The organism is Tateyamaria sp. GN1-10 (assembly GCF_055693845.1).
This window is the reverse complement of sequence record NZ_JBVFUR010000004.1, coordinates 2,074,277-2,098,432: the sequence shown is the minus strand read 5'-3', so window position 1 is coordinate 2,098,432 and position 24,156 is coordinate 2,074,277. Positions and strand designations below refer to the sequence as shown.

Below are 24,156 nucleotides of genomic sequence, written 5' to 3'. Positions count from 1 at the left end.
TCAAAGAAAAAGGCGGCCCGAATGGAACCGCCTCACCGCAAGGGGCATCCCCTGCTTCATCTTGCCAAATAAACTCGCCCCGCAGGGCCGCTCACAACCCGCGCACACCGGGCCGTTGATACTGACCAGCCGGCTCAATCATCAGCTCGTGCAAGGCCCAAACCAACGCATCCACGCGGTCCGGCGATCCCTGCCCTTCATACCCAACACGGGTCATACGGGTCATCTGATCCTCCAGAGAACCCAAATCCAACCCGTGCGTCACCCGGTTCTGCTCGTACAATGCGGCCACAGGCTCTGCCCGCGCCACCTTGCCACGGGATGCATGCACGGTCTTCAAAGATACCAGCGGATCGACCTGTCGGATCACCTCGCTGACCAACTGACCACCCTGATTAACCTCGGCCACCAAGCGGTCCGCCTGGTACTTTTTCATTGCATCAATGGCCGCCTTTGCCCAACCGGCAGGGCCCAATCCCTGCACGGTGCAATCGGCAATGACATGGGCGCGCCAATCCTGCGGCGGCCCCTCCATGGACACCCCCGCCACGATGATGCCGCACTCATCCGACGCATTGCCTGACGACACAGCGGGGTCCAGCCCCACCACAACGCGGTCCAGCTTCGGTTTTCGCTTCCGCCGCACGGCATCCAGCATCGCCGTGGTCCACAACGCCCCCTCGGCATCGCTCAGCAATATCCCTTCCAACTCCTGCCGCCCCAACCGGGTCCCGGCATAGCGGCGCTTTACCTCAGCCAGAAACGAGGACGCCAGGTTGGCCGAATTGGCCTCGGTCGGCGCATGGGTGACAACAGTCGACGACTGCTCCAACAAATCCTTCAACACTTCAACGTTGCGGGGCGTCGTTGTCACGCAGACACGCGGATCATCCCCCAGCCGCAACGCGAACTGCAGCATGTCCCAGGTCTCCTGACCGCGCTTCCACTTGGCCAACTCATCCACCCAGGCACAATCAAACTGCGGCCCCCGCAACCCCTCCGGGTCATGGGCCGTGTGAATGGTGGCGATGGCCCCGTTGGGCCATTCCAGCATCTTTCGGGTCGCATGAAACTTCGGACGGCGATCCGCGGGTGAGCACACAAGCAACCCGCTCTCACCAAAAATCATCACTTCGCGGACCTGCTCGATGGTCTCGCCCACCAAAGCGACCCGCTTTGCCTTGCCCTTGTCCAAGGGCATCGGCCCCTCGACCATGGATCGGACCCACTCGGCCCCGGCGCGCGTCTTGCCAGCGCCGCGCCCGCCCATGATCACCCAGGACCGCCAGTCGCCTTCGGGCGGCAACTGGTGCTCCATCGCCCAGAATTCGAACAGAAAAGGGAGGGCGCCCAAGGCGCCCTCTCCCAACTCACTCAGAAACTGCTCCTGCGCTTCCGCAGGCGCGGAGGCGACCAAGCGCGCACCGTACCTCAGCTCGGGCAAGATCAAGGTCGAAGGCATATCCGTTCTGGGCGATGCCGGTTCGGGCTTGTCGAAATTCGTCAAGCTTTTTCTCCATACCTTCCAGGTTCACGATCAGCTTGTTCAACGTGACAAGCTGGCTGTTCACCTCAGTTTCCTTCACATCCTCCCCGGCTTCTGCCTTTCTTGTGAAGGCTTTGAAGTGCTTTCGCATTGTCGTCAGGGTGTCCTGCATCGACGAGACAAGCTCCTCGCTGCGGTCGCCCTCCGCCTCCGGGGTAATCAATGCCATGTGATATGACCTCTCATGCGTTGGGATAGCTCCGCACGAGAGAAATAGAAAAGCGACCTCCGGGTCACCCCGGGGCCGCTTACCCACTTCTTCTAGCTTGTCACAAGTTATACGTGTGACCGTTCGCAAAGTCAAGCGAAATCCACTTGAGGAAAATCCGCTAACCGTACGGTATAATTAACAAAATCTTACTTCAATGGTTAAGATGTGGTTAATGCAAGGCGTAAGCCTTTGATCCCCCACAACAACACTTGTTTGTCCCCGCGGGGACAAACGGGCGGAGGACACCTCCGCCTTACGATTGAACCCTTGCGCCCCGTAAGGCGGACGTGTCGTCCGCCCTACCCATCATCCGACTGGTTGGCCCGCTCCGCCTCGATCTCGCGCCACCGCGCGACGTTGCGGTTGTGTTCATCCAATGTCTCGGCAAAAGCGTGCCCGCCGGTCCCGTCAGCCACAAAGAACACGAAGTTCGTGGCATCCGGCTGCGCCGCAGCCATCAGGCTTTCCCGCCCCGGATTGGCAATCGGAGTCGGCGGCAGACCCTGAATGACATAGGTATTCCAAGGCGTCGCGGCGCGCAGCTCCGACCGGCGCAACCCACGGCCCAAAACGCCCTGCCCCTTGGTGATGCCATAGATCACTGTCGGGTCCGTCTGCAGGCGCATGCCACGGTTCAACCTGTTCACAAACACCGAGGCGACCTGACGCCGCTCCTCAGCCACACCAGTCTCCTTCTCGATGATCGAGGCAAGGGTCAGCAGCTCCTCCGGGCTCTCCAGCGGCAGGGCATCATCGCGAGACTCCCAGGCCGCGGACACCCACAACTCCTGCTGTTCGACCATCTGTGTCAGGATGTCTGCGCGATTGTCGCCGCTGCGCACTTCATAGCTGTCGGGGGCCAATGCGCCCTCCGGTGGGATTTCAGCGACCTCCCCATCCAGCACATCCATGTTGCGCAACGCGTCCACGACCTGCCAGCTCGTCACACCCTCGGCCAGCGCCACACGATATCGCGTGTCCTGTGCCGCACGCACTTCGGTATAAATCTCAGGCACTTCTTCCTCACCCGGCTGGAACTCGGCGCGCTCCACGAAACGGTTTGTGGCCGGGTCCAACTCACGGACTTGCGCACTCAAACGGTTCACTCCGATCCGATAAACCACTTCGGTGCCGCACGTACTGGCCCCACCACGGGTCACAACATCCACGATCTCTTCCATGGACGCACCGGGTTCCACCAGGAAACTCCCGGCCTTCAACGCGCTTGTCTTGCCCGCGTACTCAGCCCCGGTGCGGAAAATCCAGCCATGGTTGACGGCCCCCTGTTCCTCAAGGTCAGCGCTCACACGGCGAAAATTCGATCCCCGATCCACCTGAACACAGATCGCCTCAGTCAGCGGACCCGCGCCCTCATATTGACCGCGTCCCCACAGGATCAGACCGCCCACCACGAACAGGGCCACGATCAGGAATGTCAGTGCGTTCGAGGCGATGGATCGCCACATCAGCTGACCTTTCCGAAGATCACGCTGGCATTCGTACCGCCAAACCCAAAGCTGTTGGACAGGGCCACGTCGACCTTGCGTTCGCGTTTGGCATTGGGCGCTAGGTCAATAGGTGTCTCAACGGCAGGGTTGTCCAGGTTGATGGTCGGCGGGCAGACCTGATCACGGATCGCAAGGATCGAGAAGATGGCCTCGATCGCACCCGCAGCACCCAGCAAATGACCGGTCGCCGACTTGGTCGAAGACATGGTCACATTGGCCGCATGATTGCCCAGCAAACGCTCGACCGCGCCCAGCTCAATGGTGTCCGCCATGGTCGAGGTGCCATGCGCGTTGATGTAGTCGATATCCGACGGCTCCAGCCCTGCGTTGCGCAGCGCTGCTTTCATTGAACGCTCACCACCTTCGCCATCCTCGGACGGCGCGGTGATGTGGTAGGCGTCGCCGGACAGGCCATAGCCCCGAACTTCGGCGTAAATCTTGGCACCACGGGCCACGGCGTGCTCATATTCCTCAAGCACAACAATGCCCGCGCCCTCACCCATGACGAACCCATCACGGTCTTCGTCATAGGGACGGCTTGCCGATTGCGGATCATCAGCACGTTTGGTCGACAGCGCCTTGCAGGCGTTGAAGCCCGCGATGCCGATCTTGCAGATGGCTGCCTCGGCGCCACCGGCAATCATGACATCCGCATCACCATGCTGAATCAGACGGCTCGCGTCACCAATGGCGTGGGCACCGGTGGAACAGGCTGTCACCACCGAATGGTTCGGCCCCTTGAACCCGTACTTGATGCTCACCTGACCTGAGATCAGGTTGATCAGCGCACCCGGCACAAAGAAGGGAGACACGCGGCGCGGCCCCTTCTCTTCCATCATCACGGCTGTATTGGCGATGGAGTTCAGGCCACCGATGCCGGAGCCGATCAGAACGCCGGTGCGCTCCAGGCTCTCGGTGTCCTCGGGCATCCAACCGGCATCTTCAACGGCCTGCTGTGCCGCGGCCAAACCGAACATGATAAAGGTATCGACTTTACGTTGTTCTTTTGGCGCCATGTAGGCATCGCCATTGAACGTGCCATCTGTGCCGTCCCCGCGGGGCACTTCGCACGCGTATGTTGTGGTCAGCCCCTCGGGATCGAACTGCGTGATCGGACCCGCGCCCGATTGCCCGTCCAGAATACGGCTCCAGCTTGCCTCGACCCCGTCCGCCAATGGCGTCACCAGTCCAAGACCTGTCACGACAACTCTGCGCATCTGCTCATGCCCCTCTCGTTTCTGGCTCGCCTCTTACCGCGCCCGCATACCCCTATTCAAGTCCCGACGAGGTAGGGCTCTTTCGCCTCGGCAAGCCAGAAGCGGTATATAATCAATGTCGTGCGCCGCAGGCGCGCCTTTGGATCACACCTACGGCGGAGACTTGCGCAGTTTCAGTTGAATGGGGCCGTCATCATCTTCGGCCAAACGCATGTCGACATAACCAAGTTGTTCGGCGATGCGCGCCGAAGCGGCATGATCAGGGTCCATCATACAGACCAAGGGGCCCGTCACCACGCGGTCAAACCAATCATGAGCCGCCTGGGCCGCTTCAATGCCCAAGCCAACGCCCTGCGCCTCGGGCGCCAGAACCCAGCCTGCCTCCGGCACAGAATCGAAATCCTCACCCAAACCGCGCGCGCCAAAAAAGAACCCGACCTGCCCCACCAGCCGTTTGGTTGCATGTTCTTCGATGCCCCACTGGCCAAAGCCGGTCATCTGCCAGTGGCCCGCATTGATCAGGAACGATTTCCAGCTTTCGCTGCGATTGCGTGGTGTACCGCCAATGTAAACCGCAACCTCGGGCATGGCCCAAATCTCGGCAAATCGATCAAACTCGGCTGGTCGTATTGCGCGCAAGGTCACGCGCGCCGTGTTGATGGTCGGCACATGTCTGCCCATGGATGTTGTCCTGCCCGAACGTTTTGTCGTTTTGCATAACTTTGTCCGTGCACAACCGCCAAAGCAAGAGCGCATGATACATGCACAAAAAAACGGCGCCCTTTCGCACGAAAGAACGCCGTTTTGTCGGGCAGTTGCCCGGAATGCTTAGGAGGCTTTCGAGATGAAGCCCACTGCGTCGCCGAAGGTCTGGATAGTTTCGGCCGCGTCATCGGGGATCTCGATGCCGAACTCTTCTTCGAAGGCCATCACCAGTTCCACGGTGTCCAGGCTGTCTGCGCCCAGATCATCAATGAAGGACGCGCTTTCGCTGACCTTTTCTTCGTCCACACCCAGGTGCTCTACAACGATCTTTTTAACGCGATCGGCGATGTCGCTCATATGACTGTCCTCATTTTACCGGGGCAAATATTCGCGCCCCCAAGTGGTGTCCCCGTGCAAGCAGGGCTCTGGTCTTGCCCCCCTGGGGCGGTGAAGCAACAGACCATTTGCATGGTCTGCCGCCGGAATCTGCGCCGCCTATAGCACATCCCGTAAAGATGGCAATACGCGGCGTGTTAGCGCCTACAACATGGCCATGCCGCCATTGACGTGCAAGGTCGTGCCCGTGACGTAGGCCGCTTCGGGGCTGGCAAGGTACAGCGTTGCGGCGGCAATTTCATGCGCTTCGCCCATACGACCGGCAGGAATTTGCCCCATGATTCCAGTCTTTTGGTCGTCAGTCAGCTTATCCGTCATTGCCGTGGCAATGAACCCGGGCGCAATGGCGTTCACAGTAATGCCTCGGCTTGCCACCTCGTAGGCTAGGCTTTTGGACATGCCGACCATACCGGCCTTGGAGGCCGCGTAGTTCGCCTGCCCCGGGTTGCCTGTGGCGCCCACAACCGAACTGATATTCACGATCCTGCCCCAGCGCGACTTCATCATGCCGCGCATGACGCCTTTGCACAATTTGAAGGTCGACGTTAGGTTCACGTTGATCACCGACTGCCATTCCTCGTCCGACATGCGCATAAAAAGGTTGTCCCGCGTGATGCCAGCGTTGTTCACAAGGATATCGACGGCCCCCATCGCCTCGATCGCCTGTTTCGGCAGGGCATCCACAGCCTCTGGATCGCTCAAGTTGCACGGCAGCACATGCGCGCGTTCGCCAAGCTCTCCCGCCAGCGCCTCAAGCGGGTCAGTCCGCGTGCCGCTCAGGCCCACGGTCGCACCCGCGGCGTGCAGGGTGCGCGCGATCTCGGCCCCGATGCCGCCCGATGCGCCTGTAATCAGCGCGGATTTACCTGTCAGATCAAACATATGAACCTCTTTCGTTAAGTCTGGGCCACGTCCATGTAGACGTCGCAAATGTTCAGGGACGCGCCCTTGGCCATAAAGCGGTAGACCTCGCGCGCCCAACCGGTCCGCGTCAGGTCCCGCGCCTCGACCTCTGCGGTCAGCGCCTGGTAAATGCGCGGCAGCGTATCAAAGGCGCCGTGATGGCGGATATGGAGGGCCCGCGTTGCATCCACATCGAACATCTGGAAGCCCGGTAAGGGCTTCGGCAGCGGTACGCCGATCCGGATTTCCATATCGTCGCCGTTGACCCGGTACAGCGCCGTTTGGGGACCGGCAAAGAAGATACCCGCCTGCCCGAGCAGCGAATCCATTCGCCCGAACACATCCGGGATCAGCTGGAACCGACGGGAAAACGGCACCGTATCGATCACACCACCCAAGGTTTCAGGCGGCAAGGTGACCAGATCAGCCATCAACGGCCGCCTTCACGTCATCGGGTGTGCCCACAGGACGGGTTGCGATGGAGCGGTCGATGCGGCGGATCATGCCGGACAGCGCTTTGCCAGCGCCAATCTCCCAGATCTCGGTCACGCCTTGCTGGCCCATATACATCACCGTTTCGCGCCAACGGACCGAGCCCGTGACCTGCGACACAAGATCTCGCGCGCAAGTCGTCCGGCGTGCTGCAGGCCACAACCGTGACATTGGGAATCACGGGGGTAGCAGGTGCATGGATATCAACCGCGCCAAGCGCATCGGCCATCGCGCGGGCTGCAGGCTCCATCAGGCTGCAATGAAACGGCGCAGAGACAGGCAGCATCACGGCGCGCTTTGCGCCCTTTTCCTTGGCGATCTCGACAGCCCGTTCAACGGCCCCCAAGTGGCCGGACACGACCACCTGACCGGGATCGTTGTCATTCGCGGCCTGACACACTTCACCCTGTGCCGCTTCGGAGGCTATGGCTGTTGCCGTTTCGAAATCCAGACCGAGCAAGGCTGCCATGGCCCCGACGCCAACCGGCACGGCCTCTTGCATGGCCTGCCCGCGTGTGCGGAGCAATCGTGCGGTGTCAGCAACACTCAGTGCGCCAGCCGCGCAGAGGGCGGAATATTCACCAAGCGAGTGCCCTGCAACGAAGCTGGCTCTGTCGATACCGATCCCTTCCGACTCAAGCGCGCGCATGGCAGCCACGGATGTCGCCATCAGCGCCGGTTGCGCGTTCTGGGTCAGTGTCAGCGTGTCCTGCTCGCCTTCCCAGATCAGCGCGCTCAGTTTCTCGCCCAGCGCCTCGTCCACCTCGTCGAACACAGCGCGCGCTGCCGGGTAGGCATCTGCCAACGCCTTGCCCATCCCGATGGTCTGCGCACCCTGTCCCGGAAATACAAATGCCACGCTCATGGCCTGCCCCCTCGTTGTCGTTTCCACCGGGTGTAAAGGCCATCCCCGCGCCAGACAAGGGATCGGTGCACGTCATATGTGCGGGAATTGCGTGTTGTCCCGCGCGCAGGTCGCATAACATTTAGGGCAAAGGTGTTAGACCTACACACAAACGCCCGGAGACCGCTTATGGCCCTCGCCAACACCGCCAACCGCTACGGCAGCCTGTCCAAGACTTTTCACTGGCTGACCGCCCTTCTGATCCTGACGCTTTTCCCGCTGGGTCTTGTCGCGAACAACATGGCTTATGAATTGCAGGCCATGTCCGCGCCTGCGGATGACTTGGTGGCCCGCACGGCGTTGCTGTTTTCGCTGCACAAGACATTGGGCGTCACCGTGTTCTTCGTGGCGCTGCTGCGCATCCTGTGGGCACTGAACCAGCCAAAGCCAGGCCTTCTGCACCCGGATCGCAAGCTGGAAAGTCTGGCTGCGGAAACCGTGCACTGGCTGCTGTATGGCAGTCTGGTTGTCGTGCCTTTGTCCGGATGGATCCACCACGCTGTGGCCAGCGGCTTTGCCCCGATCTGGTGGCCCTTTGGCCAGACCTTGCCACTGGTGCCCAAATCCGAAGCCGTTGCAGCGGCTATGGCTGGCGCGCACTGGGTGCTGACCAAGGTGCTGGGTGTCGCATTACTCCTCCACATCGCGGGCGCTTTGAAACACCACGTCATTGATAAGGATGCCACCCTGCGCCGCATGTGGTTCGGGCGTACCGATGTGCCCCGGACCAGCCCCGAACACAAACATGCCGCACCGATCACCGCCGCACTTGCCTTGTGGGCGCTTGCCCTGTCCGGCGGCGCAGCCCTGGGTGTCTATGCAACGCACGGGGATGGGATCGCAGTCGCCGAACTGGAAGATGTTCAGTCCGACTGGCAGGTCCAGGATGGAACATTGGCCATCACGGTCACCCAGCTTGGATCCGAAGTCGAAGGGCAATTCGCCGACTGGACCGCAGTGATCAGCTTTGACGAAACCATTGAAAACGGCACGGCCGGCGCGGTTGAGGTCACGGTGGCGATTGGCTCCCTTTCCCTAGGGTCGGTCACAGATCAGGCGATGGGGCCGGACTTCTTCAACACGGCAGACTTCCCAACGGCCACGTTGACGGCAGATATCGTTACGGTGGTGGACGGGTACGAGGCGCAAGGAACGCTAACGATCAAAGGGCAGTCGATGCCGATCACCCTGCCCTTTGGTCTGTCGGTCGACGGCGACACCGCCTCGATGACCGGGGGCCTGACGCTGGACCGCCGCAGCTTTGGCATCGGGGACAATATGGCCGATGAAAGCTCCCTTGCCTTTGCAGTCACCGTAGACGTCAGCCTGACCGCCCTACGCGCAGCATCGGAATAGAGTTCACCCCGCTTCCCTGTTTCAAAAAATCCCCGCCGGAGGCATGGGTCAGGAGGGTCTGAAAAGGCCCTCTTGAATAAAATCATGTCGCGCGCACGCGCAGCCTTTCGACAGCGGCCACAAAAAAAGCCGCGCGAGAAAATCGCGCGGCTCTCAGATAGTATGTGAGTGGTGGTCTTACTCAGCCTTCTGGGCTTCGACCGAAATCTGCACCTGCACTTCGTCACCGACCGCCGGAGCGAAGGCGCCCAAATTGAAGTCGGACCGCAAGAGGGTTGTTGTGGCGTTAAAGCCAGCCCAGTCTTTCTGGTTCAGCGGGTTGGCACCCGCCTGGTTCAGCGTCGCGTCGAGAACAACAGATTTGGTCACGTCATTCATGGTCAGATCGCCTGTGATCTGCGCCGTGTCATCCCCGGTCAATTCGATGCCGGTTGATGTGAACGAAATCACATCTTCATCCGTGGCCCCAAAGAAATCATCGGACATGAAGTGGCCATCGCGCTGCTCCCACCCTGTGAACATCGATTTCGTAGGCATCGACACGGTCACGCTGGAATTGGCGGGATCTTCCTGATCAAACATGATCTCGCCTTCAAAGCCCGAGAACATGCCCCAAGTGGTCGAGAAACCGAGGTGGTTGTAGGAAAACAGCACCTGGCTGTGGCTTGAATCCAGCGTGTAGCGCTCTGCTGCGAAGGCGAAAGACGCAGTTGAGGCCAGCGCTGTGGCAAGAAGAAGGGATTTCATGGGGCGTGCTCCACAAGAGTTTATGTATGCAGACAAGATGTCGCATATTGCCGCAGAGGCAACTGCACATCCGTCAACATATCGTGCGCATGGCTGAACATCGCTCATGCGCATGGGGAGTGCCCGATTGAAATTTTAGAGTTTGCCAGCGTCCTGCAAGGCGCCATACAGGCTGGACCACGCATCCGGATCCGGCAGTGTTATTGCAGCCAGAAACGCGCCATTTGCCGCCGTCAATCGGATCACGTCACCGACAGCTTCCGCGCGCCCCAGATCACGGATGGCGATGCGACGGATCACTGAGCGGCGGCGCCCACCCGGTCGGGCGATGCGAACTTCGCGGCGCACGGTATCGATTTGCACTTCAGGGTCCTGCGCCTGGGGCTTGTCCTGCATCAAAGCGAGGCCCGCAAATCCGAGAAACAGGGACACGCCCAGCTTCATCAGCACAAGATCGGCGGCCATTTGCGTGCCGGGTTCAATCCAAAGACCAAGCGATGTCAGAACAAGGACGGCACCAAATGCGCGGCTTGCGAGCCCCTGGCCCCCAGCGACCACATGCGCATCCGCTTGGTTCCCTGTTGTTCGGCATCGGTCAGTGTATCGAATGTGGCAGTCATGGCAGTGATCCTCCAGCGTGTTGCCGTGACAATGTCGATCAAAAATGACTAAATTGCGGCCCATCCAAGGAAAGCCCATGATCACGCCGTGCGGCGCGATCTGCCCTTGCACCGCAGCGTCAAGAGTGTATACGAGCGCATCCCTGCAAACCCGTTTTGCCGCGCAGTCTCTCGTGACCATCCCGCAGGGCCTTGATGGATCGGTCTATGAAATGCGCCTTGATAGAAGTGGAGATATCCCATGCCTCTTTATGAGCATGTGATGATTGCCCGTCAGGACCTGTCGAACACGCAGGCCGAAGGGCTCATCGAACATTTTGGCACCGTTCTGGCCGACAATGGCGGTCAACTCGTGGACAACGAGTACTGGGGCGTCAAAACAATGGCCTACAAGATCAACAAGAACCGCAAGGGCCACTATGCCTATATGCGCACCAACGCACCGGCCCCCGCCGTGCAAGAGATGGAGCGCCTGATGCGCCTGCATGACGATGTCATGCGCGTTCTGACGATCAAGGTGGACGAGCATGCCGAAGGCCCCTCGATCCAGATGCAGAAACGTGACGAACGCGACAGCCGTCGCGAGCGCCGCTAAGAGAGAGGGAGCTAAACCATGGCTGCAAAACCGTTTTTCCGCCGTCGTAAAGTGTGTCCCTTCTCGGGCGAGAACGCACCTTCGATCGACTACAAGGACACGCGCCTGCTGCAACGCTACATTTCCGAGCGTGGCAAGATCGTGCCCAGCCGTATCACCGCCGTCTCGGCCAAGAAGCAACGCGAGCTGGCCCGTGCCATCAAGCGCGCCCGTTTCCTGGCCCTGCTGCCCTACGCCGTGAAATAAGGAGCGACTGACATGCAAGTTATCCTTCTCGAACGTGTGGCCAAACTGGGCCAGATGGGTGACGTCGTTGACGTCAAGCCTGGCTACGCCCGCAACTACCTGCTGCTGCAGAAAAAGGCGCTGGTCGCATCCAAAGCCAACATCGCAGACTTCGCAGCGCAGAAATCGCAGCTTGAAGCCCGCAACCTTGAAACCAAAAAAGAAGCCGAAGCGCTGGGTGAAAAGCTGGATGGCCAGCAGTTCATCGTGATTCGCCAAGCTTCGGACGGTGGCAACCTCTACGGCTCCGTCACGCCTCGTGACGCATCCGACGTTGCCACGGCTGAAGGTTTCAGCGTTGATCGCAAACAGGTTGTGATCCCGAACCCCATCAAGGAGCTGGGCCTGCACGATGTGCACATCACCCTGCACCCTGAAGTGGACGTGGTCATCCAGCTGAACGTCGCCCGCTCGGAAGAAGAAGCCGAGCTGCAGGCGTCGGGCAAATCGATCCAGGAGCTGGCCGCCGAAGAGGAAGCCGCTGCCGAGTTCGAAATCCAGGAACTGTTCGACGATATCGGTGCTGCCGCATCGGAAGACGAAGAGCTGGCAGAATCTGCAGGCATCGCACCCGAAGAGGCACCCGCCGAGGAAGAGCCCAAGGACTGATCCACCTTCGGAATGAAACACGTAAACCGCGTCCCTTCGGGGCGCGGTTTTTTCTATGCCTCCCCCATTTGACCTTTGCACATCGCGCAGCCAAGGTGCGCGCATGTTGCGACGCCTCGGCCTGTTCTTGCTATTACTTGCTGCCTGCGATGAGCCCGACCTGGGTCGCGACCCGGCCACGATTGTGATGGCCCCCCGCCCCCAGCCGCAGACCGAGGCCGAAATCGCCTTTGCCGCAAACCTGTTCAATGACCTTCAGGCACAGTCCATCGATGAGGGGCGCGAATATTGCGGATTGATCGGTGTCGATGCCAGCGGGTCCTATGTCGCGACGACCGCCCGCCGTGGGGAAACCTCGACCTGTCTGCCGCCCCTATCCGCTGGGTCCAACATCACCGTCCTGGCCTCTTACCACACCCATGGCGCTTATGATCCGGAATATCTGACCGAGATTCCTGTCCTATGATGATATCCGGACGGACATTGAGGATGGTACGGACGGCTATGTCGCCACGCCCGGCGGGCGTCTGTGGTATGTCGATGCCCGGGCCCAAGAGGCACGGCTTGTCTGTGGTGCGCGATGCCTGGTGAGTGACGCGGAGTTTGAGGAAGACCCCGCGTTTCCGGTACGTCCGCGATATTCGTTGCAGGATTTGAGTGGGTTCTGAGACGGGCCTTGTTGTGACCGACATATTGAATGGCTCAGGGATGCCCGACAGGAATATGGAGTGCGTATTGTCGCACGGACGCGATTGACTGAACCGCACACCGTCAGAAAAGCTGATAAACGCATGCCCAAGCCAAAACTTGTAAAAAGGAGCCTAAGGAATGATTGCTTATGTCACCGTTGGTGTTGATGACATCGCTCTTGCTGAACGGTTTTATTCTGCATTCCTGCCAGCCCTCGGTTACGGGCTGGAGGAGTATCATGGTGACCTGAGTTACGCGTTGCCTGTACCAGCGGGCCAGTCTCCGGTGTCGCCGGAATTTTACGTCAAATCGCCCTTCAATGGAGGGTCAGCCACGGCTGGGAATGGGACGATGATTGCATTCGAGGCGCGCAATCAAAAGCAAGTGCGCGACCTGCACGCGGCAGCACTTACCGCTGGCGGGTTTGACGACGGGCCGCCGGGATTTCGTGCCATGTACGGGCCGAATTTTTATGTCGGCTATCTTCGCGACCCTCAGGGCAACAAGATCGCATTGTTCTCCAGCAATCCAGACGAACCGGGCCGCGACGGATAGCGCGGGTTTCGCCGACGGAACACGCGCCCGGTCCGCGTTTCAGGGCAAAAGTCAGCACACTTGTGGATCGTGGCGGAGCGTCTTGTTTTGCGCCGTCACGATCCTTCTCCAAAACCAATGCCCCTTACTTTGCTGGGATTGCGTCGCGCCGGGCAGACAGTGAGACTTCGCGCGCATTTTCAGGTTGCTGAGGGCGCTTTGCGGACAGGGTCAGACCGACCGACAAAGCGGCAACGCCCAAACCGATGACACCGGCAAATGTGAGCGTCTCGCCAAAAAACATCCATGCCATCACCATGGTCACCGGCGGTGACAGGTAGGTCAGGCTGGCAACGCGCGGCGCAGGCATTTGGCGCAGCAAGACAAACATCAAGCCGTAAGCGGCCAGCGACACGACGGTAGCCAGCCATACGATGGCAAACACCAGATTGCCGTTCCATTCGGCCTGAAGCCCTTCGATACCCACGGCCAAAGGTACCAAGACCAGCAAAGATGCGAGGCAATGCAGGAAGGTCACCAGCACCAAAGGTGCCTCGTTTTCGTTGCTGACGGTTGCACTGCGATCCACAAGCGACGCTATGGTGATCGAGATCACCGCAAGAAACGGCAAGGCATAAGCCAGAAACGCGCCACCGAGAGCAATACCGTCTCCGATCACGATCGCTACGGCCACGAGACCAAGGCAAAGCCCGAGCCATTCGCGCGTGGCCACCCGTTCTCCGGTCATCCGTGCGGACAATGCGCCGGTCATGATCGGCTGCAAGGCCGTGATGAACGCCGCAAGACCCGCAGACAGGCCCAGATCAATCGCACCCAACACGGCGGCCAACCACCCCGCATGTGCCAGTGCGCCAACAACCATGTGCCGTGCGACCACGCGGCGTGGCATCCATTGCCATTGCCACAGGATACTGACCAGAACCCCGAGGATCACCACGACCAAGAGGTAACGCCAAAACAGGATCGTGAACGTTCCCGCGTAGTCGAGGCCAAATTTGGCCCCGACAAACCCTGAACTCCAAAGCACGACAAAGAGCGTGCACAGGACCGGGATGCCCATCATGCGCGCGCTCATCTCGCGCCCCCCTGCCCGACGACAATGCGCTGGTAGCCCGCCAGATCATCCAGTTCCATGTAAACCTGTTGGAAGTGCCGAACGCCTTCGCCATCACCAAAGGCGTCCCGCCCATGCAGTACACGATGATTGTTGATCAGCAGGATTTCACCCGGTTCACACCAATAGGACAGCCGGTTTTCAGGGGCATTCACCCGGGCCGCAAGGGCACGCCACGCATCATACCATTGTGGCACCAGGTCGAAGGGCACGGTGCGTAACGGCTGCACTGTCCAGTTGGCATATCGCAGGATCACCAATTCCCCCGCATTGTTCAGGATCACCGGCGGGAATTGCGACAGCGTGTCTGCCTTTCCTGACCACAACCGGAATTCGACGTCATGGGTGGTCAGAACCTCAAGCGCCTCTGGGTTTTCGTCGCGCAGTTGCGCCACGACCTGCGCACCATCCACATATTGCGACGCCCCACCCGCCACATCGTTCTGCAGGCAATGGAACACCATCACATTGGGCGGCCATGAGTAGCCCGAGCAATCCGTGTGAAGCGGCAATGCTGCATTGGCAAAACCCAGCGTGTAGGGATCAACGCTGACGCGAATGTTGGCAACCCGATCGAATGCGGTCTCGCGGACATAGGCCAGATGCTCGGCAAAGCGCTCAACCTCGCCCTGCTCGGTCGGCACGTCGACCATCCGCACCAGACCGAAACGCTGGAAATCAGCAATCATTGCAGCCGCTGCATGCGGATCGTTCATCACGTCCTGGTAGGAAAAGCTGCGCAATGCCTGTGTGTACTCAGCGCCCCAGGGCTGCGGTTTGACACGAGGTTCGGCACCGGGCAGATCATACGCATTCTTGGCCAGCCACGCGGGGTCAAAAACACTGTCGGTATCGTCATCCGTCCACTTGATATGAAGCCCGCTGTCCTTGATCTCGACCTGCTTGGCGCCAAGGTTGGCCGGGATGGTTTCGGTCAGTGCCTTGCGTTCTCGCGTGTTGATGTCGAACCGCTGATCCGAACGGCAATTGTCGCGCAGCCACTGATAGTGGAACCGCGACAAACCACCCTGCGCCCAATGGACCGTCAGATGGTCGGTGTTGATGTCGGTGGCGATAACGCTTGGTGACGTGAAATGCGTGTCGTGCTTACCCATGGGAAACCTCCTTTTGCTGAGCTGTACCCATAGAATTGGAGCGACCGAGGCTTTTCAGAAGATGTGGATTGTGCGAACCTCCTTTGCGTAAAACGCAAAACCATGCAGATCGCGAAAAGGGTGGATCATGGACCTCATCGGTGACTTGGAACTCATGCAGGACCTTGCGGAGCTGGGCAGCTTTTCAGCCGTGGGTCGTCAGAGATCACAGGCCGCGTCGAGCATCGCGCGTCGTCTGGATCGGCTTGAAGCCCATGTTGGGGAACGTTTGTTCAACCGCGCCCCGACGGGGCTTTTCCTCACTGCCGCTGGCGCGCGCAAACTGGGGGACGCACGGGAACTGACCGCGGCCGCCGCCGCCTTTGCCGAGCGTGACGAGGGCAACGGCCAGCTCAGAGGCCATATAGTAATATCGGCGCCGTCCCGGTTAGGCGAGGTTTGCATCGCACCGATCGTCGGTGCGTTCCTTGATGCGCATCCTGCCGTGTCGATTGACTTGCATCTGACGGACGCGGTTCAGGATCTGGACCGAGGCAGGATTGACCTTGCCATTCGGATCGGCGGCACATCCGAGAACCATCATATCATCCGACGGATCGCCAACAATCGCCGGACCCTTGTTGCCGCCCCCGCTTACCTTGAGCACCGCGGACCGATAGTGGCCGTCGAAGACTTGGACGGCTGTGACGGGTTACTTTTGGGAGACGCACCATCCTGGCGGTTGCTGGGCCCCGGCGGTCAATCTTACCTGGCCAAGCCACGGGCGCGGCTCAAATGCGTGTCGGGCGATATTGTTCGCACGATGTGCGTTGCGGGTCTGGGTGTTGCGCTCAAATCCTATTGGGATGTTCAAAGCGCGCTTGTGGATGGCACGCTGGTGGAAATTCTGCCGGATTGGACCCAGGCGAACCCTGTGGACGTGATGATCGTGATGCCGGACCGCAGGCTAACCTCTGCAACACTGCACGCCTTCCGCGAGGTGCTTGAAAAGCGGCTGAAATCCATGCTGGCTGTGCCATCGGCATAGGCTGACGCCGACGACATTCCTGATGGCGGGCGCACACTACTCGCGCGTCCAAGGTCCGTGCGCGAACTCGAATTGAGGACGGAACGCGGCACTTGAGCCGTCATACTTCAAATCCAGATAGCTGGAACGGGCCCACCAACGCTGCGATGGGTCATCAGCATCGCAGGCGGCGGTTCCGACGTCGGGCCCTTCCGCAGGTCCGACCGTTCTGGGAACGAGCAAGCACCGATCGCTGTTTCGGTTGCAGATCAGCACGCCGGGCAAGCCGCGGTTCGGTTCGTTGACGATCTCGAAGTACTGGCGGGAGTCATTTGAATTGCAGCCGAACAACTGTATGAAAGGCGGCTCCTCCGCGCTGAGCCCAGTGTTAATTCCAAGACAGGACTGCCCTTCGCTGCCTTGATGATTGCGCCAGACCAACCGGATAGAACCAAAATGCGCCTCGACGGGAACCACCTCGAATGACTGATCATTGAAGTCGCCATCAGCAGTGGCGCACGCCTGCGCACGCACATTCAGCGGGGCCTGCTCCGGAAGATCGGCAGCGATGATGCACGCATTCTGGTTAACGCTAAAGAGTTGGTGTGTGGAATACGGGCTTCTGAACTTTTGACGTATGCACAGCTTTGCAGAGTTAAGCTGGGTGACACTGTTGCCCGGCGCTGCATTGGGATCAACAGAGAAAACTTCGAATGGTCCAAAGCCCAGAAAGCTGGGATCGACCACTTGCAGCTCAAACGCATCGCGCGGTTCGCAGCGCGACGGCAGGTCGGTCAAGAACCGCGGCAAGACAAGCTTGTATGTGTGCGATGTGTCGTCACCGCGCGTGCAATTGAAGAACTCGGATGCCGAGCAATCGGCCTCGAATGTTTCGACCGTGCTGTCGATGCGTGCCCGGCTCCGCCTCAACCGATAAGGCTTGTAGTGGCCGGTATGCAGGCAAGCCGAGGCGGATCAGGTTGTTCGCGCGAATGTCCAGTTTGCCGCGCTGCCCAATCGCGGCATGAGTGCTAAAAAGGGGCGCTGCCCGGTTGCTTCAGGAGTGACCGTGGCATCGCGCAATTCCGCAACGCCATCCGTTTCCTTGACGTCTGTTCCGACGCGCAGCACGGAATAGTCGATCAGCTCGATCACGTAGGACGTCAGTGAGGGCGTTCTGTTGTCGGATCGGCCAAACTCTTGTGCGGCCACCGTTCCCGCGCCGAATACCAAAGCAACAAAGATAGAAGTTGGTTTTCCAAAGACTTTCACAATAACTTCCCGGTCCGTCAGGGTTGGCACAAAGAAATCGTTAAATAATGACTAGCATATCGCAGCCGGACCAAAGCGCACTCTGGCGTTGTAGCTGATCAAGTGGGTCGCATCAGCAGAAGGTCATTGCCTTCAACACGTTGCGCCCACGCAAAACGAAAAAGGGCCACGCCCAGTGGCGCAGCCCTAAGATACTTTTGGAAGAGACGGCGACTTAGTCTTCGTTTTCCAACGCTTCGACTGCCTTTTGCAGATCGTCCTTGCTGACATCCTTGTCCTTCACCGATGCGTTTTCGACGATGTGGTCAACCACCTTGTCCTCGAACAGCGGGGCGCGCAGTTGCTGTTGCATCTGAGCGTTCTGCTGAACGAATTCAAAGAACTGGCGTTCCTGGCCCGGATACTGACGCGCCTGCTGCATGATGGCTTGGCTCATCTCGGCGTCGGTCACTTCGACCTCGGCCTTCTGGCCCAATTCGGCCAGCAGCAGGCCAAGACGCACGCGGCGCTCTGCCAGCGTGTTGTGTTCGTCTGTCGGCTCGACCTCGGGGTGGTCATGCCCTTCGACATCGGGGTTTTCCTCGTGCCACAGCTGGTGCGCAATCTGCTTGGCTTCGGCTTCGACCAGCGACGGCGGCAGGTCGAACTTCACGATGTCATCCAGTTGGTCAAGCAGCGCGCGTTTCATGACCGCGCGCGCGGCACCGCCATATTCACCTTCCAGCTGTTCGGTGATGCGGGACTTCAGACCGTCCAGATCTTCGGCCCCGTATTTCTTGGCCAGCTCGTCGTCGATCTCAGCGGCAACGGGTTCTTTCACTTCCTTAATGGTGCAATCGAACACGGCCTCTTTGCCGGCCAAGTTCTCAGCCTGATAATCGTCAGGGAAAGAAACAGTTACGGCCTTTTCTTCACCTACCTTCGCACCCACAAGCTGCTCTTCAAAGCCAGGGATGAAAGAGTTGGAGCCCAGTGCGAGAGGATAGTCCTCGGCCGAACCACCTTCGAAGGCTTCACCGTCGACCTTGCCCACGAAGTCCATAACAACCTGATCGCCGTCCTTGGCCTTTGAGCCTTTTTTGCGCGCTTTGAAGTCCTGCGCGTTTTCAGCAAGCGACCCGAGTGTTTCCTCGACCGCAGCGTCGTCAGCTTTTACAACCAGTCGTTCCAACTTGATCTTGCTCAGGTCCACTTCGGGAATCTCGGGCAGCGCTTCGTAGGACATCTCGACATTCACGTCGTCGCCTTCTTTCCAGTCCTCGTTGGTCATCTTGACCTCGGGCTGCATGGCAGGCCGATCGCCGCTGTCTTCGAAATGCTTGTTCATGGCGCCATCGATGCTTTCCTGCATCGCTTCGCCCATCAGGCGCTGGCCAAACTGCTTTTTCAGCAGGGCCATGGGCACCTTGCCCTTGCGAAAACCCTTCATCTCGACGTCGGGCTGCGCCTCGGTCAGTTTCTCGTTGACCTTGTCGTCCAGTTCAGCGGCGGTCACGGTGATGGCATAGCCGCGTTTCAGCCCTTCGTTCAGCGTCTCGGTGACCTGCATGTGTGCTCCCATAGCATTAAAGCCCCGTCCATGGGGGCTGATCGGAAATTCGCGCCCTTCTATGCAGCGTGGATGCGGTGTGCAAGGGGATTGGCGCATGTCACGCGAAATTGGGTGGATTGGACGCGCCTGACGGATTGATCCGCGAGGGCTTGCAACGCTCGTGCGCCACCACAAGGCGACCACACAGCAACTTTTTGGTGCGGGCGGGGAGACTCGAACTCCCACACCTTGCGGCGCCAGAACCTAAATCTGGTGCGTCTACCAATTCCGCCACGCCCGCAACTCCGGCCCCTTTAGCAAAGCAATTGGAAGGATGCGAGACGTATTTGCGCAAAAACCACGCGACATTAAGGGCGTGTTCAGCTATTGTGCCCGTAACCTAGAGGCAGGTTACAGAAAGAGACGCCATGAAACCGAATACGGTCGGGCGCGAAACGGGCACAACGATGCCCCCTTTGCGCATTGATATTGCACATGTCGGACTTGTGTCCGGCACCCTTATTCTCACAGCGGACGGTGAAATCCCGGTCGAGTACCTCTCGGCCGGTGATAGGATTATTACGCGGAATGCGGGCCTTGTGCCGCTGAACGCAAGCCAGTCCTATCGCACAACCGACGAGGCGGTGAAGATCGCCGCAGGAGCGCTGGGTGACACCAAGCCCACCCACAGTGTCATCATCCCCGCCGCTCAGATGGTGCTTGTGCGCGACTGGCGCGCCAAGGCCTTGCGCGGGGCTGCGCAAGCGGTGATGCCAGCCGGGTGTCTGATCGATAATGAGTTCATCACGTCGCTGGGCCCGCGCGAAATGACGCTGGTGCGGCTTGGGTTCGAAGCACCCCACATCATTTATGCTGACGGGCTGGAACTGTCCGTACCGGCAATGGCCCTGACGGGTGCCGCGGCGGCCTAAACGCCGACATCGCGCAGCACCCGCGGTAGCATCTCGGGCAGATCCTCGGCGATCAGGCCCGGGCCGAACCTGCGCGCGCATTCGATATGCAGCCACGCGGCGGTTCCGGCTGCGGCCATCGGATCAAGCCCGCGGGCCAGCAGGCCCGTGATGAACCCGGCCAGTACGTCCCCCGCCCCGGCCGTGGCCAACCAGGGCGCTTCACGCCCATAGGCCGCCGTATGGACAGAGCAACGCCCGTCGGGGTGTGCAATCACGGTGTCATGCCCCTTGAATACAACCACGGCACCGCAGCGTGCCGCGGCGTGCCGGGTTGCATCCACTTTTGAATACGCCGGCCCTTGATCCGGTATCGCCTGAAGGCTTGCGGCGATATCGGGGAAAAGGCGCGCAAACTCTCCACCATGTGGGGTAAGAATTGCGTTTTCATTCAATGCTTCCAATCGCGTTGCGTCCCGCGCAATGAGCGTCAGACTGTCGGCATCGAAAACGACGCGGCGCGTAAAGCGGAGATGCCCTTCACCCAAGATGACATCCAAGAGCGCAGCTGCCTGGTCATGCAGCCCAAGGCCGGGCCCGAGACATAGGGCATTTATCCGTTGATCTTCCAGAACAGCGTTCAATGCATGCGCATCGCTTACCCGCGTGAGCATCAAGGCCGTGATCTGTGAGGCAACCTCCATTTGAGCCGCAGGCGGCACACCCAACGTCACCAGCCCTGCGCCAATCCGCAATGCACCGCGGGCTGCCAGGCGCGCGGCCCCGGTTCGCCCTGCCCCCCCGGACAGGATCAGGGCATGTCCGTGGTCGAACTTATGCTGGAACCTATGCTTTTTGACGTTCGGGCGATCTATTTCGGCAACATCCACGAGGCGGACCAATTGTTCTTCTGCGACCTCTGCGGGCAGGTTCTCGTCCAATCCAATGGGCTTGACCCGGACGACGTCGGGCGTGAAGGGGAGGCTCATGTAAACACCAACCTTGGCGCGATGAAATGTAACGATCAAGTCGGCGACCAGTGAAACGGGACCGATCTGTTTGCCACTGTCGGAACAGATTCCGGAAGGCACATCGATGGCGACGTTCCTGCTGAACATACGATCCGCCAATTGTTGCACCTGCCATTGGAAAACGTCCTGGAACTCGTCTGGCAAAGCACGTCTCAGCCCGGTCCCGAACCCACCATCCACAAAAAGGTCCATGGTTTCGAAGGCTGTATTCATATTGCGCATGTCGGATACCTGGCCCACCTCGCGCCACCGCTCGCAATTGGTTTTCGCATCCGATGGAAGCATCTCAGGGTCGCCGTATAGGAACACCTCAACCTTCCAGCCAAGATCAGCCAGCAATCGCGCCACGACAAATCCGTCGCCACCATTGTTGCCGGGACCGCAAAGAACCACAGCCCGATGCGCACCCTCGCTCAGCTCAGGCCATTCCTCGAAGACACCCTCGACAACGCCGGCTCCGGCACGCTCCATCAGCTCGAGGCCAGTAACCTTTCCCGACTCAATCGCGGCCTGTTCGATGGCCCGCATCTGGGCCTGGGTCAGCAGCTCAGTCATGCGCAAATCCTCAAAGTTTTCAAAACGCTCATTTTTTATGCACGTCGCCCAATTTGAGGGCGCACGCCTCATAATCGCGTCTCATCCCCGGCAATCTCTACAGCATGCCATGGACGCCCCAAACCACAAATGGTCCACCGCCAACACAAGGCGCGACAAAGGGAGGCAGCCCCATGAAAAAGATCGAAGCTATCATCAAGCCCTTCAAGCTTGATGAAGTCAAAGAGGCACTGCAAGAGGTCGGTGTCCAGGGTCTGTCCGTGATCGAGGTCAAGGGATTTGGCCGCCAGAAAGGCCACACTGAACTTTATCGCGGCGCCGAATATGTTGTCGACTTTCTGCCAAAGGTGAAAGTCGAGGTCGTGCTGGACGATGATCAGGTTGATGCCGCCATCGCCGCCATCGTGGACGCCGCCAAGACCGAGAAAATCGGTGACGGCAAGATTTTCGTATCACCCATCGAACAAACCATTCGCATCCGTACCGGCGAGACCGGCTCGGACGCGCTCTAAACTCTACTCAAAGACAGGAAGGACCCATAGGAAATGGCCAACCCCGTTCTCGATATGATCAAGGAAGAAGGCGCCGAGTACGTCGACATCCGTTTCACAGACCCGCGTGGCAAGCTGCAGCACGTGACCGTCATGGCCGACCAGGTCGACGAGGATTTCCTTGAAGAAGGCTTTATGTTCGACGGCTCGTCGATCGCGGGCTGGAAGTCGATCGAAGCGTCCGACATGAAATTGATGCCCGACCAGGCCAGCGCCTATGTCGATCCCTTCTATGCCGAGAAAACCATCTGTGTTCACTGCTCAATTGTTGAGCCTGACACAGGTGAGGCCTATGAGCGTGACCCACGCGGTACCGCCGAAAAAGCCGAAGCTTACCTGAAATCCACAGGTATCGGCGACGCGGCATACATGGGCCCCGAAGCCGAATTCTTCCTGTTTGACGATGTGCGTTATTCCAACAGTATCAACAAGGTATCCTACGAAGTTGATGCAACTGACGCGCCGTGGAACACCGACACCGAATACGAAATGGGCAACATGGGCCACCGCCCCGGCGTCAAGGGCGGTTACTTCCCTGTAAACCCAACGGACGAAAGCCAGGACCTGCGCTCCGAGATGCTGAGCACCATGAAGCGTCTGGGCATGAAGGTCGACAAGCACCACCACGAAGTGGCGTCCTGTCAGCACGAGCTGGGCCTGATCTTTGACAGCCTGACCAAGCAGGCAGATGAGCTGCAGAAATACAAGTACGTCATCCACAACGTCGCCGCCGCCTACGGCAAGTCGGCCACGTTCATGCCCAAGCCTATCGCGGGCGACAACGGCACAGGGATGCACGTCAACATGTCGATCTGGAAAGACGGCAAGCCGCTCTTTGCTGGCGACAAATACGCTGACCTGTCGGATGAGGCGCTGTTCTTCATCGGTGGTGTGCTGAAGCACGCCAAAGCGCTGAACGCCTTCACCAACCCGTCGACCAACAGCTACAAGCGCCTGATCCCGGGCTTCGAAGCGCCTGTGCTGCGCGCCTACTCGGCCCGCAACCGCTCGGGCTGTGTCCGGATCCCATGGACCGAGTCGCCCAAAGCCAAGCGCGTCGAGGCCCGCTTCCCCGACCCATCGGCGAACCCCTACTTGTGCTTTGCCGCCCTGCTGATGGCCGGCCTCGACGGCATCCAGAACAAGATCCACCCGGGCGAGCCTTCGGACAAGGACTTGTACGATCTGCCGCCAGAAGAGTTGGCCGGCATCCCGACGGTTTGCGGCAGCTTGCGCGAAGCGATGCAAGAGCTGGAAGCCGACATGGACTTCCTTCTGGCCGGTGACGTGTTCACCAAAGACCAGATCGAAGGTTACATCGCACTGAAGATGGAAGAGATTGAAACATACGAGCACACACCGCACCCGGTTGAGTTCGGTATGTACTACAGCTGCTAAGCTGCCAAGCTGCTAACCGATCAAACGAGATTTTGAGGGGCGCCCGCAATAGCGCCCCTTTTTCGTACACGGAGCCATGCCGCAAAGAGCGGTCACGTTTGACCCAGAACCATTCTGTTTTAGCCGCATGTCATTAGATGACGCGGCGCGGTCGCATGCGGCAATTTCAGCAAAAATCACATGGCGCGTCACGGCTGCGCGACCGTCAACCCGCCACGCGATACAGCATCTCCGCAAGATCGGCGATGACTTGCTCATATGACGTCTTGGACGCCCTAAGGTCCTGAATTCCTTACTTGCATCCGCTACCAGCAGTTAAGACTATGGCAGCAT

At 59.5% G+C, this 24,156-nt stretch carries 27 protein-coding genes, 1 tRNA gene and 1 pseudogene; 11 read left to right on the top strand and 18 right to left on the bottom strand.

All coding sequences use genetic code 11. The features are described 5' to 3' along the window. Window positions 1–91: 91 nt before the first annotated feature. The 9 genes and pseudogenes from ACZ1HN_RS12205 to fabD all read right to left on the bottom strand — a co-directional run bounded on the left by ACZ1HN_RS12205 (window position 92) and on the right by fabD (window position 7,843). Complete coding sequence (locus tag ACZ1HN_RS12205) at window positions 92–1,462, bottom strand: DNA-packaging protein (RefSeq protein ID WP_472727695.1); 1,371 nt, start codon at window positions 1,460–1,462, stop codon at window positions 92–94. Then, window positions 1,371–1,715, bottom strand: a complete 345-nt coding sequence (locus ACZ1HN_RS12200) for a hypothetical protein (protein WP_299206632.1) — start codon at window positions 1,713–1,715, stop codon at window positions 1,371–1,373. The genes ACZ1HN_RS12205 and ACZ1HN_RS12200 overlap by 92 nt, the downstream gene beginning before the upstream one ends. A gap of 341 nt (window positions 1,716–2,056) precedes the next feature. After that, window positions 2,057–3,223: an endolytic transglycosylase MltG gene (gene mltG / locus ACZ1HN_RS12195; RefSeq protein ID WP_472727694.1), complete on the bottom strand. Its 1,167-nt coding sequence runs from the start codon at window positions 3,221–3,223 to the stop codon at window positions 2,057–2,059. Next, window positions 3,223–4,482: a beta-ketoacyl-ACP synthase II gene (fabF, locus tag ACZ1HN_RS12190; protein ID WP_472727693.1), complete on the bottom strand. Its 1,260-nt coding sequence runs from the start codon at window positions 4,480–4,482 to the stop codon at window positions 3,223–3,225. The genes mltG and fabF overlap by 1 nt, the downstream gene beginning before the upstream one ends. A gap of 150 nt (window positions 4,483–4,632) precedes the next feature. Continuing rightward, on the bottom strand, window positions 4,633–5,163 hold the full coding sequence (locus ACZ1HN_RS12185; protein WP_299703092.1) for a GNAT family N-acetyltransferase: 531 nt from the start codon (window positions 5,161–5,163) through the stop codon (window positions 4,633–4,635). A 147-nt stretch (window positions 5,164–5,310) separates the two neighbouring features. Then, window positions 5,311–5,544: an acyl carrier protein gene (locus ACZ1HN_RS12180; RefSeq protein WP_472727692.1), complete on the bottom strand. Its 234-nt coding sequence runs from the start codon at window positions 5,542–5,544 to the stop codon at window positions 5,311–5,313. A 183-nt stretch (window positions 5,545–5,727) separates the two neighbouring features. Beyond that, window positions 5,728–6,465 carry a 3-oxoacyl-[acyl-carrier-protein] reductase gene (fabG, locus tag ACZ1HN_RS12175; RefSeq protein WP_472727691.1) on the bottom strand — a complete coding sequence of 246 codons (738 nt, stop codon included), beginning with the start codon at window positions 6,463–6,465 and terminating at the stop codon, window positions 5,728–5,730. A 14-nt stretch (window positions 6,466–6,479) separates the two neighbouring features. Continuing rightward, window positions 6,480–6,917: a GyrI-like domain-containing protein gene (locus tag ACZ1HN_RS12170; RefSeq protein ID WP_472727690.1), complete on the bottom strand. Its 438-nt coding sequence runs from the start codon at window positions 6,915–6,917 to the stop codon at window positions 6,480–6,482. After that, window positions 6,910–7,843 (bottom strand): annotated as a pseudogene (gene fabD / locus ACZ1HN_RS12165) (ACP S-malonyltransferase). The gene ACZ1HN_RS12170 and the pseudogene fabD overlap by 8 nt, the downstream one beginning before the upstream one ends. 168 nt (window positions 7,844–8,011) lie before the next feature. On the opposite strand from fabD, the gene ACZ1HN_RS12160 reads away from it, so the two are divergent. Then, the gene (locus tag ACZ1HN_RS12160) at window positions 8,012–9,238 is read left to right on the top strand and encodes a cytochrome b/b6 domain-containing protein (protein WP_472727689.1); all 1,227 of its coding nucleotides are present in this window, start codon (window positions 8,012–8,014) and stop codon (window positions 9,236–9,238) included. A gap of 177 nt (window positions 9,239–9,415) precedes the next feature. Here the strand turns inward: ACZ1HN_RS12160 and ACZ1HN_RS12155 are convergent, their stop codons facing one another. Both ACZ1HN_RS12155 and ACZ1HN_RS12150 read right to left on the bottom strand, forming a co-directional pair. Next, window positions 9,416–9,985: a YceI family protein gene (locus tag ACZ1HN_RS12155; protein WP_299206654.1), complete on the bottom strand. Its 570-nt coding sequence runs from the start codon at window positions 9,983–9,985 to the stop codon at window positions 9,416–9,418. A gap of 135 nt (window positions 9,986–10,120) precedes the next feature. After that, complete coding sequence (locus ACZ1HN_RS12150; RefSeq protein WP_472727688.1) at window positions 10,121–10,450, bottom strand: hypothetical protein; 330 nt, start codon at window positions 10,448–10,450, stop codon at window positions 10,121–10,123. Between the two features lie 396 nt (window positions 10,451–10,846). Between ACZ1HN_RS12150 and rpsF the strand changes: the two genes are divergently transcribed. The 6 genes from rpsF to ACZ1HN_RS12120 all read left to right on the top strand — a co-directional run bounded on the left by rpsF (window position 10,847) and on the right by ACZ1HN_RS12120 (window position 13,339). Further along, window positions 10,847–11,200: a 30S ribosomal protein S6 gene (gene rpsF, locus ACZ1HN_RS12145; protein WP_299206658.1), complete on the top strand. Its 354-nt coding sequence runs from the start codon at window positions 10,847–10,849 to the stop codon at window positions 11,198–11,200. 18 nt (window positions 11,201–11,218) lie between these two features. Then, window positions 11,219–11,446, top strand: a complete 228-nt coding sequence (gene rpsR, locus ACZ1HN_RS12140) for a 30S ribosomal protein S18 (protein WP_299206661.1) — start codon at window positions 11,219–11,221, stop codon at window positions 11,444–11,446. 12 nt (window positions 11,447–11,458) lie between these two features. Continuing rightward, the gene (gene rplI / locus ACZ1HN_RS12135; RefSeq protein WP_299206663.1) at window positions 11,459–12,094 is read left to right on the top strand and encodes a 50S ribosomal protein L9; all 636 of its coding nucleotides are present in this window, start codon (window positions 11,459–11,461) and stop codon (window positions 12,092–12,094) included. Window positions 12,095–12,197: 103 nt separating this feature from the next. Then, a complete protein-coding gene (locus ACZ1HN_RS12130) occupies window positions 12,198–12,560 on the top strand; it encodes a DUF4329 domain-containing protein (RefSeq protein WP_472727687.1) in 363 nt (120 codons plus the stop codon). Continuing rightward, the gene (locus tag ACZ1HN_RS12125; protein WP_472729314.1) at window positions 12,550–12,762 is read left to right on the top strand and encodes a DUF4329 domain-containing protein; all 213 of its coding nucleotides are present in this window, start codon (window positions 12,550–12,552) and stop codon (window positions 12,760–12,762) included. The genes ACZ1HN_RS12130 and ACZ1HN_RS12125 overlap by 11 nt, the downstream gene beginning before the upstream one ends. A gap of 160 nt (window positions 12,763–12,922) precedes the next feature. Beyond that, a complete protein-coding gene (locus tag ACZ1HN_RS12120; protein ID WP_472727686.1) occupies window positions 12,923–13,339 on the top strand; it encodes a VOC family protein in 417 nt (138 codons plus the stop codon). Between the two features lie 124 nt (window positions 13,340–13,463). Here ACZ1HN_RS12120 and ACZ1HN_RS12115 read toward each other — a convergent pair whose 3' ends face one another. Both ACZ1HN_RS12115 and ACZ1HN_RS12110 read right to left on the bottom strand, forming a co-directional pair. Next, the gene (locus tag ACZ1HN_RS12115) at window positions 13,464–14,414 is read right to left on the bottom strand and encodes a DMT family transporter (RefSeq protein WP_472727685.1); all 951 of its coding nucleotides are present in this window, start codon (window positions 14,412–14,414) and stop codon (window positions 13,464–13,466) included. Further along, the gene (locus ACZ1HN_RS12110; RefSeq protein WP_472727684.1) at window positions 14,411–15,568 is read right to left on the bottom strand and encodes a TauD/TfdA family dioxygenase; all 1,158 of its coding nucleotides are present in this window, start codon (window positions 15,566–15,568) and stop codon (window positions 14,411–14,413) included. The genes ACZ1HN_RS12115 and ACZ1HN_RS12110 overlap by 4 nt, the downstream gene beginning before the upstream one ends. Window positions 15,569–15,695: 127 nt before the next feature. Between ACZ1HN_RS12110 and ACZ1HN_RS12105 the strand changes: the two genes are divergently transcribed. After that, window positions 15,696–16,595 carry a LysR family transcriptional regulator gene (locus ACZ1HN_RS12105; protein ID WP_472727683.1) on the top strand — a complete coding sequence of 300 codons (900 nt, stop codon included), beginning with the start codon at window positions 15,696–15,698 and terminating at the stop codon, window positions 16,593–16,595. Between the two features lie 36 nt (window positions 16,596–16,631). Here ACZ1HN_RS12105 and ACZ1HN_RS12100 read toward each other — a convergent pair whose 3' ends face one another. The 4 genes from ACZ1HN_RS12100 to ACZ1HN_RS12085 form a co-directional block, all read right to left on the bottom strand. Next, a complete protein-coding gene (locus ACZ1HN_RS12100) occupies window positions 16,632–17,372 on the bottom strand; it encodes a hypothetical protein (protein ID WP_472727682.1) in 741 nt (246 codons plus the stop codon). A 177-nt stretch (window positions 17,373–17,549) separates the two neighbouring features. Further along, window positions 17,550–17,876, bottom strand: coding sequence for a hypothetical protein (locus tag ACZ1HN_RS12095; protein ID WP_472727681.1), 327 nt, complete (start codon window positions 17,874–17,876; stop codon window positions 17,550–17,552). A 184-nt stretch (window positions 17,877–18,060) separates the two neighbouring features. After that, a complete protein-coding gene (gene tig, locus ACZ1HN_RS12090; RefSeq protein WP_472727680.1) occupies window positions 18,061–19,395 on the bottom strand; it encodes a trigger factor in 1,335 nt (444 codons plus the stop codon). A gap of 198 nt (window positions 19,396–19,593) precedes the next feature. After that, window positions 19,594–19,678: transfer RNA gene (locus ACZ1HN_RS12085), tRNA-Leu, on the bottom strand. A 127-nt stretch (window positions 19,679–19,805) separates the two neighbouring features. Here ACZ1HN_RS12085 and ACZ1HN_RS12080 point away from each other — a divergent pair. After that, window positions 19,806–20,309: a Hint domain-containing protein gene (locus tag ACZ1HN_RS12080; RefSeq protein WP_299206680.1), complete on the top strand. Its 504-nt coding sequence runs from the start codon at window positions 19,806–19,808 to the stop codon at window positions 20,307–20,309. On the opposite strand, the gene ACZ1HN_RS12075 is transcribed toward ACZ1HN_RS12080, so the two are convergent. Continuing rightward, window positions 20,306–21,874, bottom strand: coding sequence for an NAD(P)H-hydrate dehydratase (locus ACZ1HN_RS12075; RefSeq protein WP_472727679.1), 1,569 nt, complete (start codon window positions 21,872–21,874; stop codon window positions 20,306–20,308). The genes ACZ1HN_RS12080 and ACZ1HN_RS12075 overlap by 4 nt on opposite strands. 173 nt (window positions 21,875–22,047) lie before the next feature. Here ACZ1HN_RS12075 and ACZ1HN_RS12070 point away from each other — a divergent pair, with 173 nt between their 5' ends. Both ACZ1HN_RS12070 and glnA read left to right on the top strand, forming a co-directional pair. Continuing rightward, window positions 22,048–22,386 carry a P-II family nitrogen regulator gene (locus tag ACZ1HN_RS12070; protein WP_299206684.1) on the top strand — a complete coding sequence of 113 codons (339 nt, stop codon included), beginning with the start codon at window positions 22,048–22,050 and terminating at the stop codon, window positions 22,384–22,386. A gap of 33 nt (window positions 22,387–22,419) precedes the next feature. Further along, window positions 22,420–23,823: a type I glutamate--ammonia ligase gene (gene glnA, locus ACZ1HN_RS12065; RefSeq protein WP_472727678.1), complete on the top strand. Its 1,404-nt coding sequence runs from the start codon at window positions 22,420–22,422 to the stop codon at window positions 23,821–23,823. Window positions 23,824–24,156 lie beyond the last annotated feature (333 nt).

What these genes read in the sequence shown, in the direction of transcription:
- ACZ1HN_RS12130 (WP_472727687.1), top strand. Translation starts at nt 12,198, where the DNA reads ATGTTGCGACGCCTCGGCCTGTTCTTGCTATTACTTGCTGCCTGCGAT.
- fabG (WP_472727691.1), bottom strand. Translation starts at nt 6,465, where the DNA reads ATGTTTGATCTGACAGGTAAATCCGCGCTGATTACAGGCGCATCGGGC.
- ACZ1HN_RS12110 (WP_472727684.1), bottom strand. Translation starts at nt 15,568, where the DNA reads ATGGGTAAGCACGACACGCATTTCACGTCACCAAGCGTTATCGCCACC.
- ACZ1HN_RS12180 (WP_472727692.1), bottom strand. Translation starts at nt 5,544, where the DNA reads ATGAGCGACATCGCCGATCGCGTTAAAAAGATCGTTGTAGAGCACCTG.
- ACZ1HN_RS12080 (WP_299206680.1), top strand. Translation starts at nt 19,806, where the DNA reads ATGAAACCGAATACGGTCGGGCGCGAAACGGGCACAACGATGCCCCCT.
- fabF (WP_472727693.1), bottom strand. Translation starts at nt 4,482, where the DNA reads ATGCGCAGAGTTGTCGTGACAGGTCTTGGACTGGTGACGCCATTGGCG.
- ACZ1HN_RS12070 (WP_299206684.1), top strand. Translation starts at nt 22,048, where the DNA reads ATGAAAAAGATCGAAGCTATCATCAAGCCCTTCAAGCTTGATGAAGTC.
- ACZ1HN_RS12105 (WP_472727683.1), top strand. Translation starts at nt 15,696, where the DNA reads ATGGACCTCATCGGTGACTTGGAACTCATGCAGGACCTTGCGGAGCTG.
- ACZ1HN_RS12115 (WP_472727685.1), bottom strand. Translation starts at nt 14,414, where the DNA reads ATGAGCGCGCGCATGATGGGCATCCCGGTCCTGTGCACGCTCTTTGTC.
- ACZ1HN_RS12205 (WP_472727695.1), bottom strand. Translation starts at nt 1,462, where the DNA reads ATGCCTTCGACCTTGATCTTGCCCGAGCTGAGGTACGGTGCGCGCTTG.
- rpsF (WP_299206658.1), top strand. Translation starts at nt 10,847, where the DNA reads ATGCCTCTTTATGAGCATGTGATGATTGCCCGTCAGGACCTGTCGAAC.
- ACZ1HN_RS12185 (WP_299703092.1), bottom strand. Translation starts at nt 5,163, where the DNA reads ATGGGCAGACATGTGCCGACCATCAACACGGCGCGCGTGACCTTGCGC.
- mltG (WP_472727694.1), bottom strand. Translation starts at nt 3,223, where the DNA reads ATGTGGCGATCCATCGCCTCGAACGCACTGACATTCCTGATCGTGGCC.
- ACZ1HN_RS12155 (WP_299206654.1), bottom strand. Translation starts at nt 9,985, where the DNA reads ATGAAATCCCTTCTTCTTGCCACAGCGCTGGCCTCAACTGCGTCTTTC.
- ACZ1HN_RS12170 (WP_472727690.1), bottom strand. Translation starts at nt 6,917, where the DNA reads ATGGCTGATCTGGTCACCTTGCCGCCTGAAACCTTGGGTGGTGTGATC.
- ACZ1HN_RS12200 (WP_299206632.1), bottom strand. Translation starts at nt 1,715, where the DNA reads ATGGCATTGATTACCCCGGAGGCGGAGGGCGACCGCAGCGAGGAGCTT.
- rplI (WP_299206663.1), top strand. Translation starts at nt 11,459, where the DNA reads ATGCAAGTTATCCTTCTCGAACGTGTGGCCAAACTGGGCCAGATGGGT.
- ACZ1HN_RS12150 (WP_472727688.1), bottom strand. Translation starts at nt 10,450, where the DNA reads ATGGCCGCCGATCTTGTGCTGATGAAGCTGGGCGTGTCCCTGTTTCTC.
- glnA (WP_472727678.1), top strand. Translation starts at nt 22,420, where the DNA reads ATGGCCAACCCCGTTCTCGATATGATCAAGGAAGAAGGCGCCGAGTAC.
- rpsR (WP_299206661.1), top strand. Translation starts at nt 11,219, where the DNA reads ATGGCTGCAAAACCGTTTTTCCGCCGTCGTAAAGTGTGTCCCTTCTCG.
- ACZ1HN_RS12120 (WP_472727686.1), top strand. Translation starts at nt 12,923, where the DNA reads ATGATTGCTTATGTCACCGTTGGTGTTGATGACATCGCTCTTGCTGAA.
- ACZ1HN_RS12075 (WP_472727679.1), bottom strand. Translation starts at nt 21,874, where the DNA reads ATGACTGAGCTGCTGACCCAGGCCCAGATGCGGGCCATCGAACAGGCC.
- ACZ1HN_RS12160 (WP_472727689.1), top strand. Translation starts at nt 8,012, where the DNA reads ATGGCCCTCGCCAACACCGCCAACCGCTACGGCAGCCTGTCCAAGACT.
- tig (WP_472727680.1), bottom strand. Translation starts at nt 19,395, where the DNA reads ATGCAGGTCACCGAGACGCTGAACGAAGGGCTGAAACGCGGCTATGCC.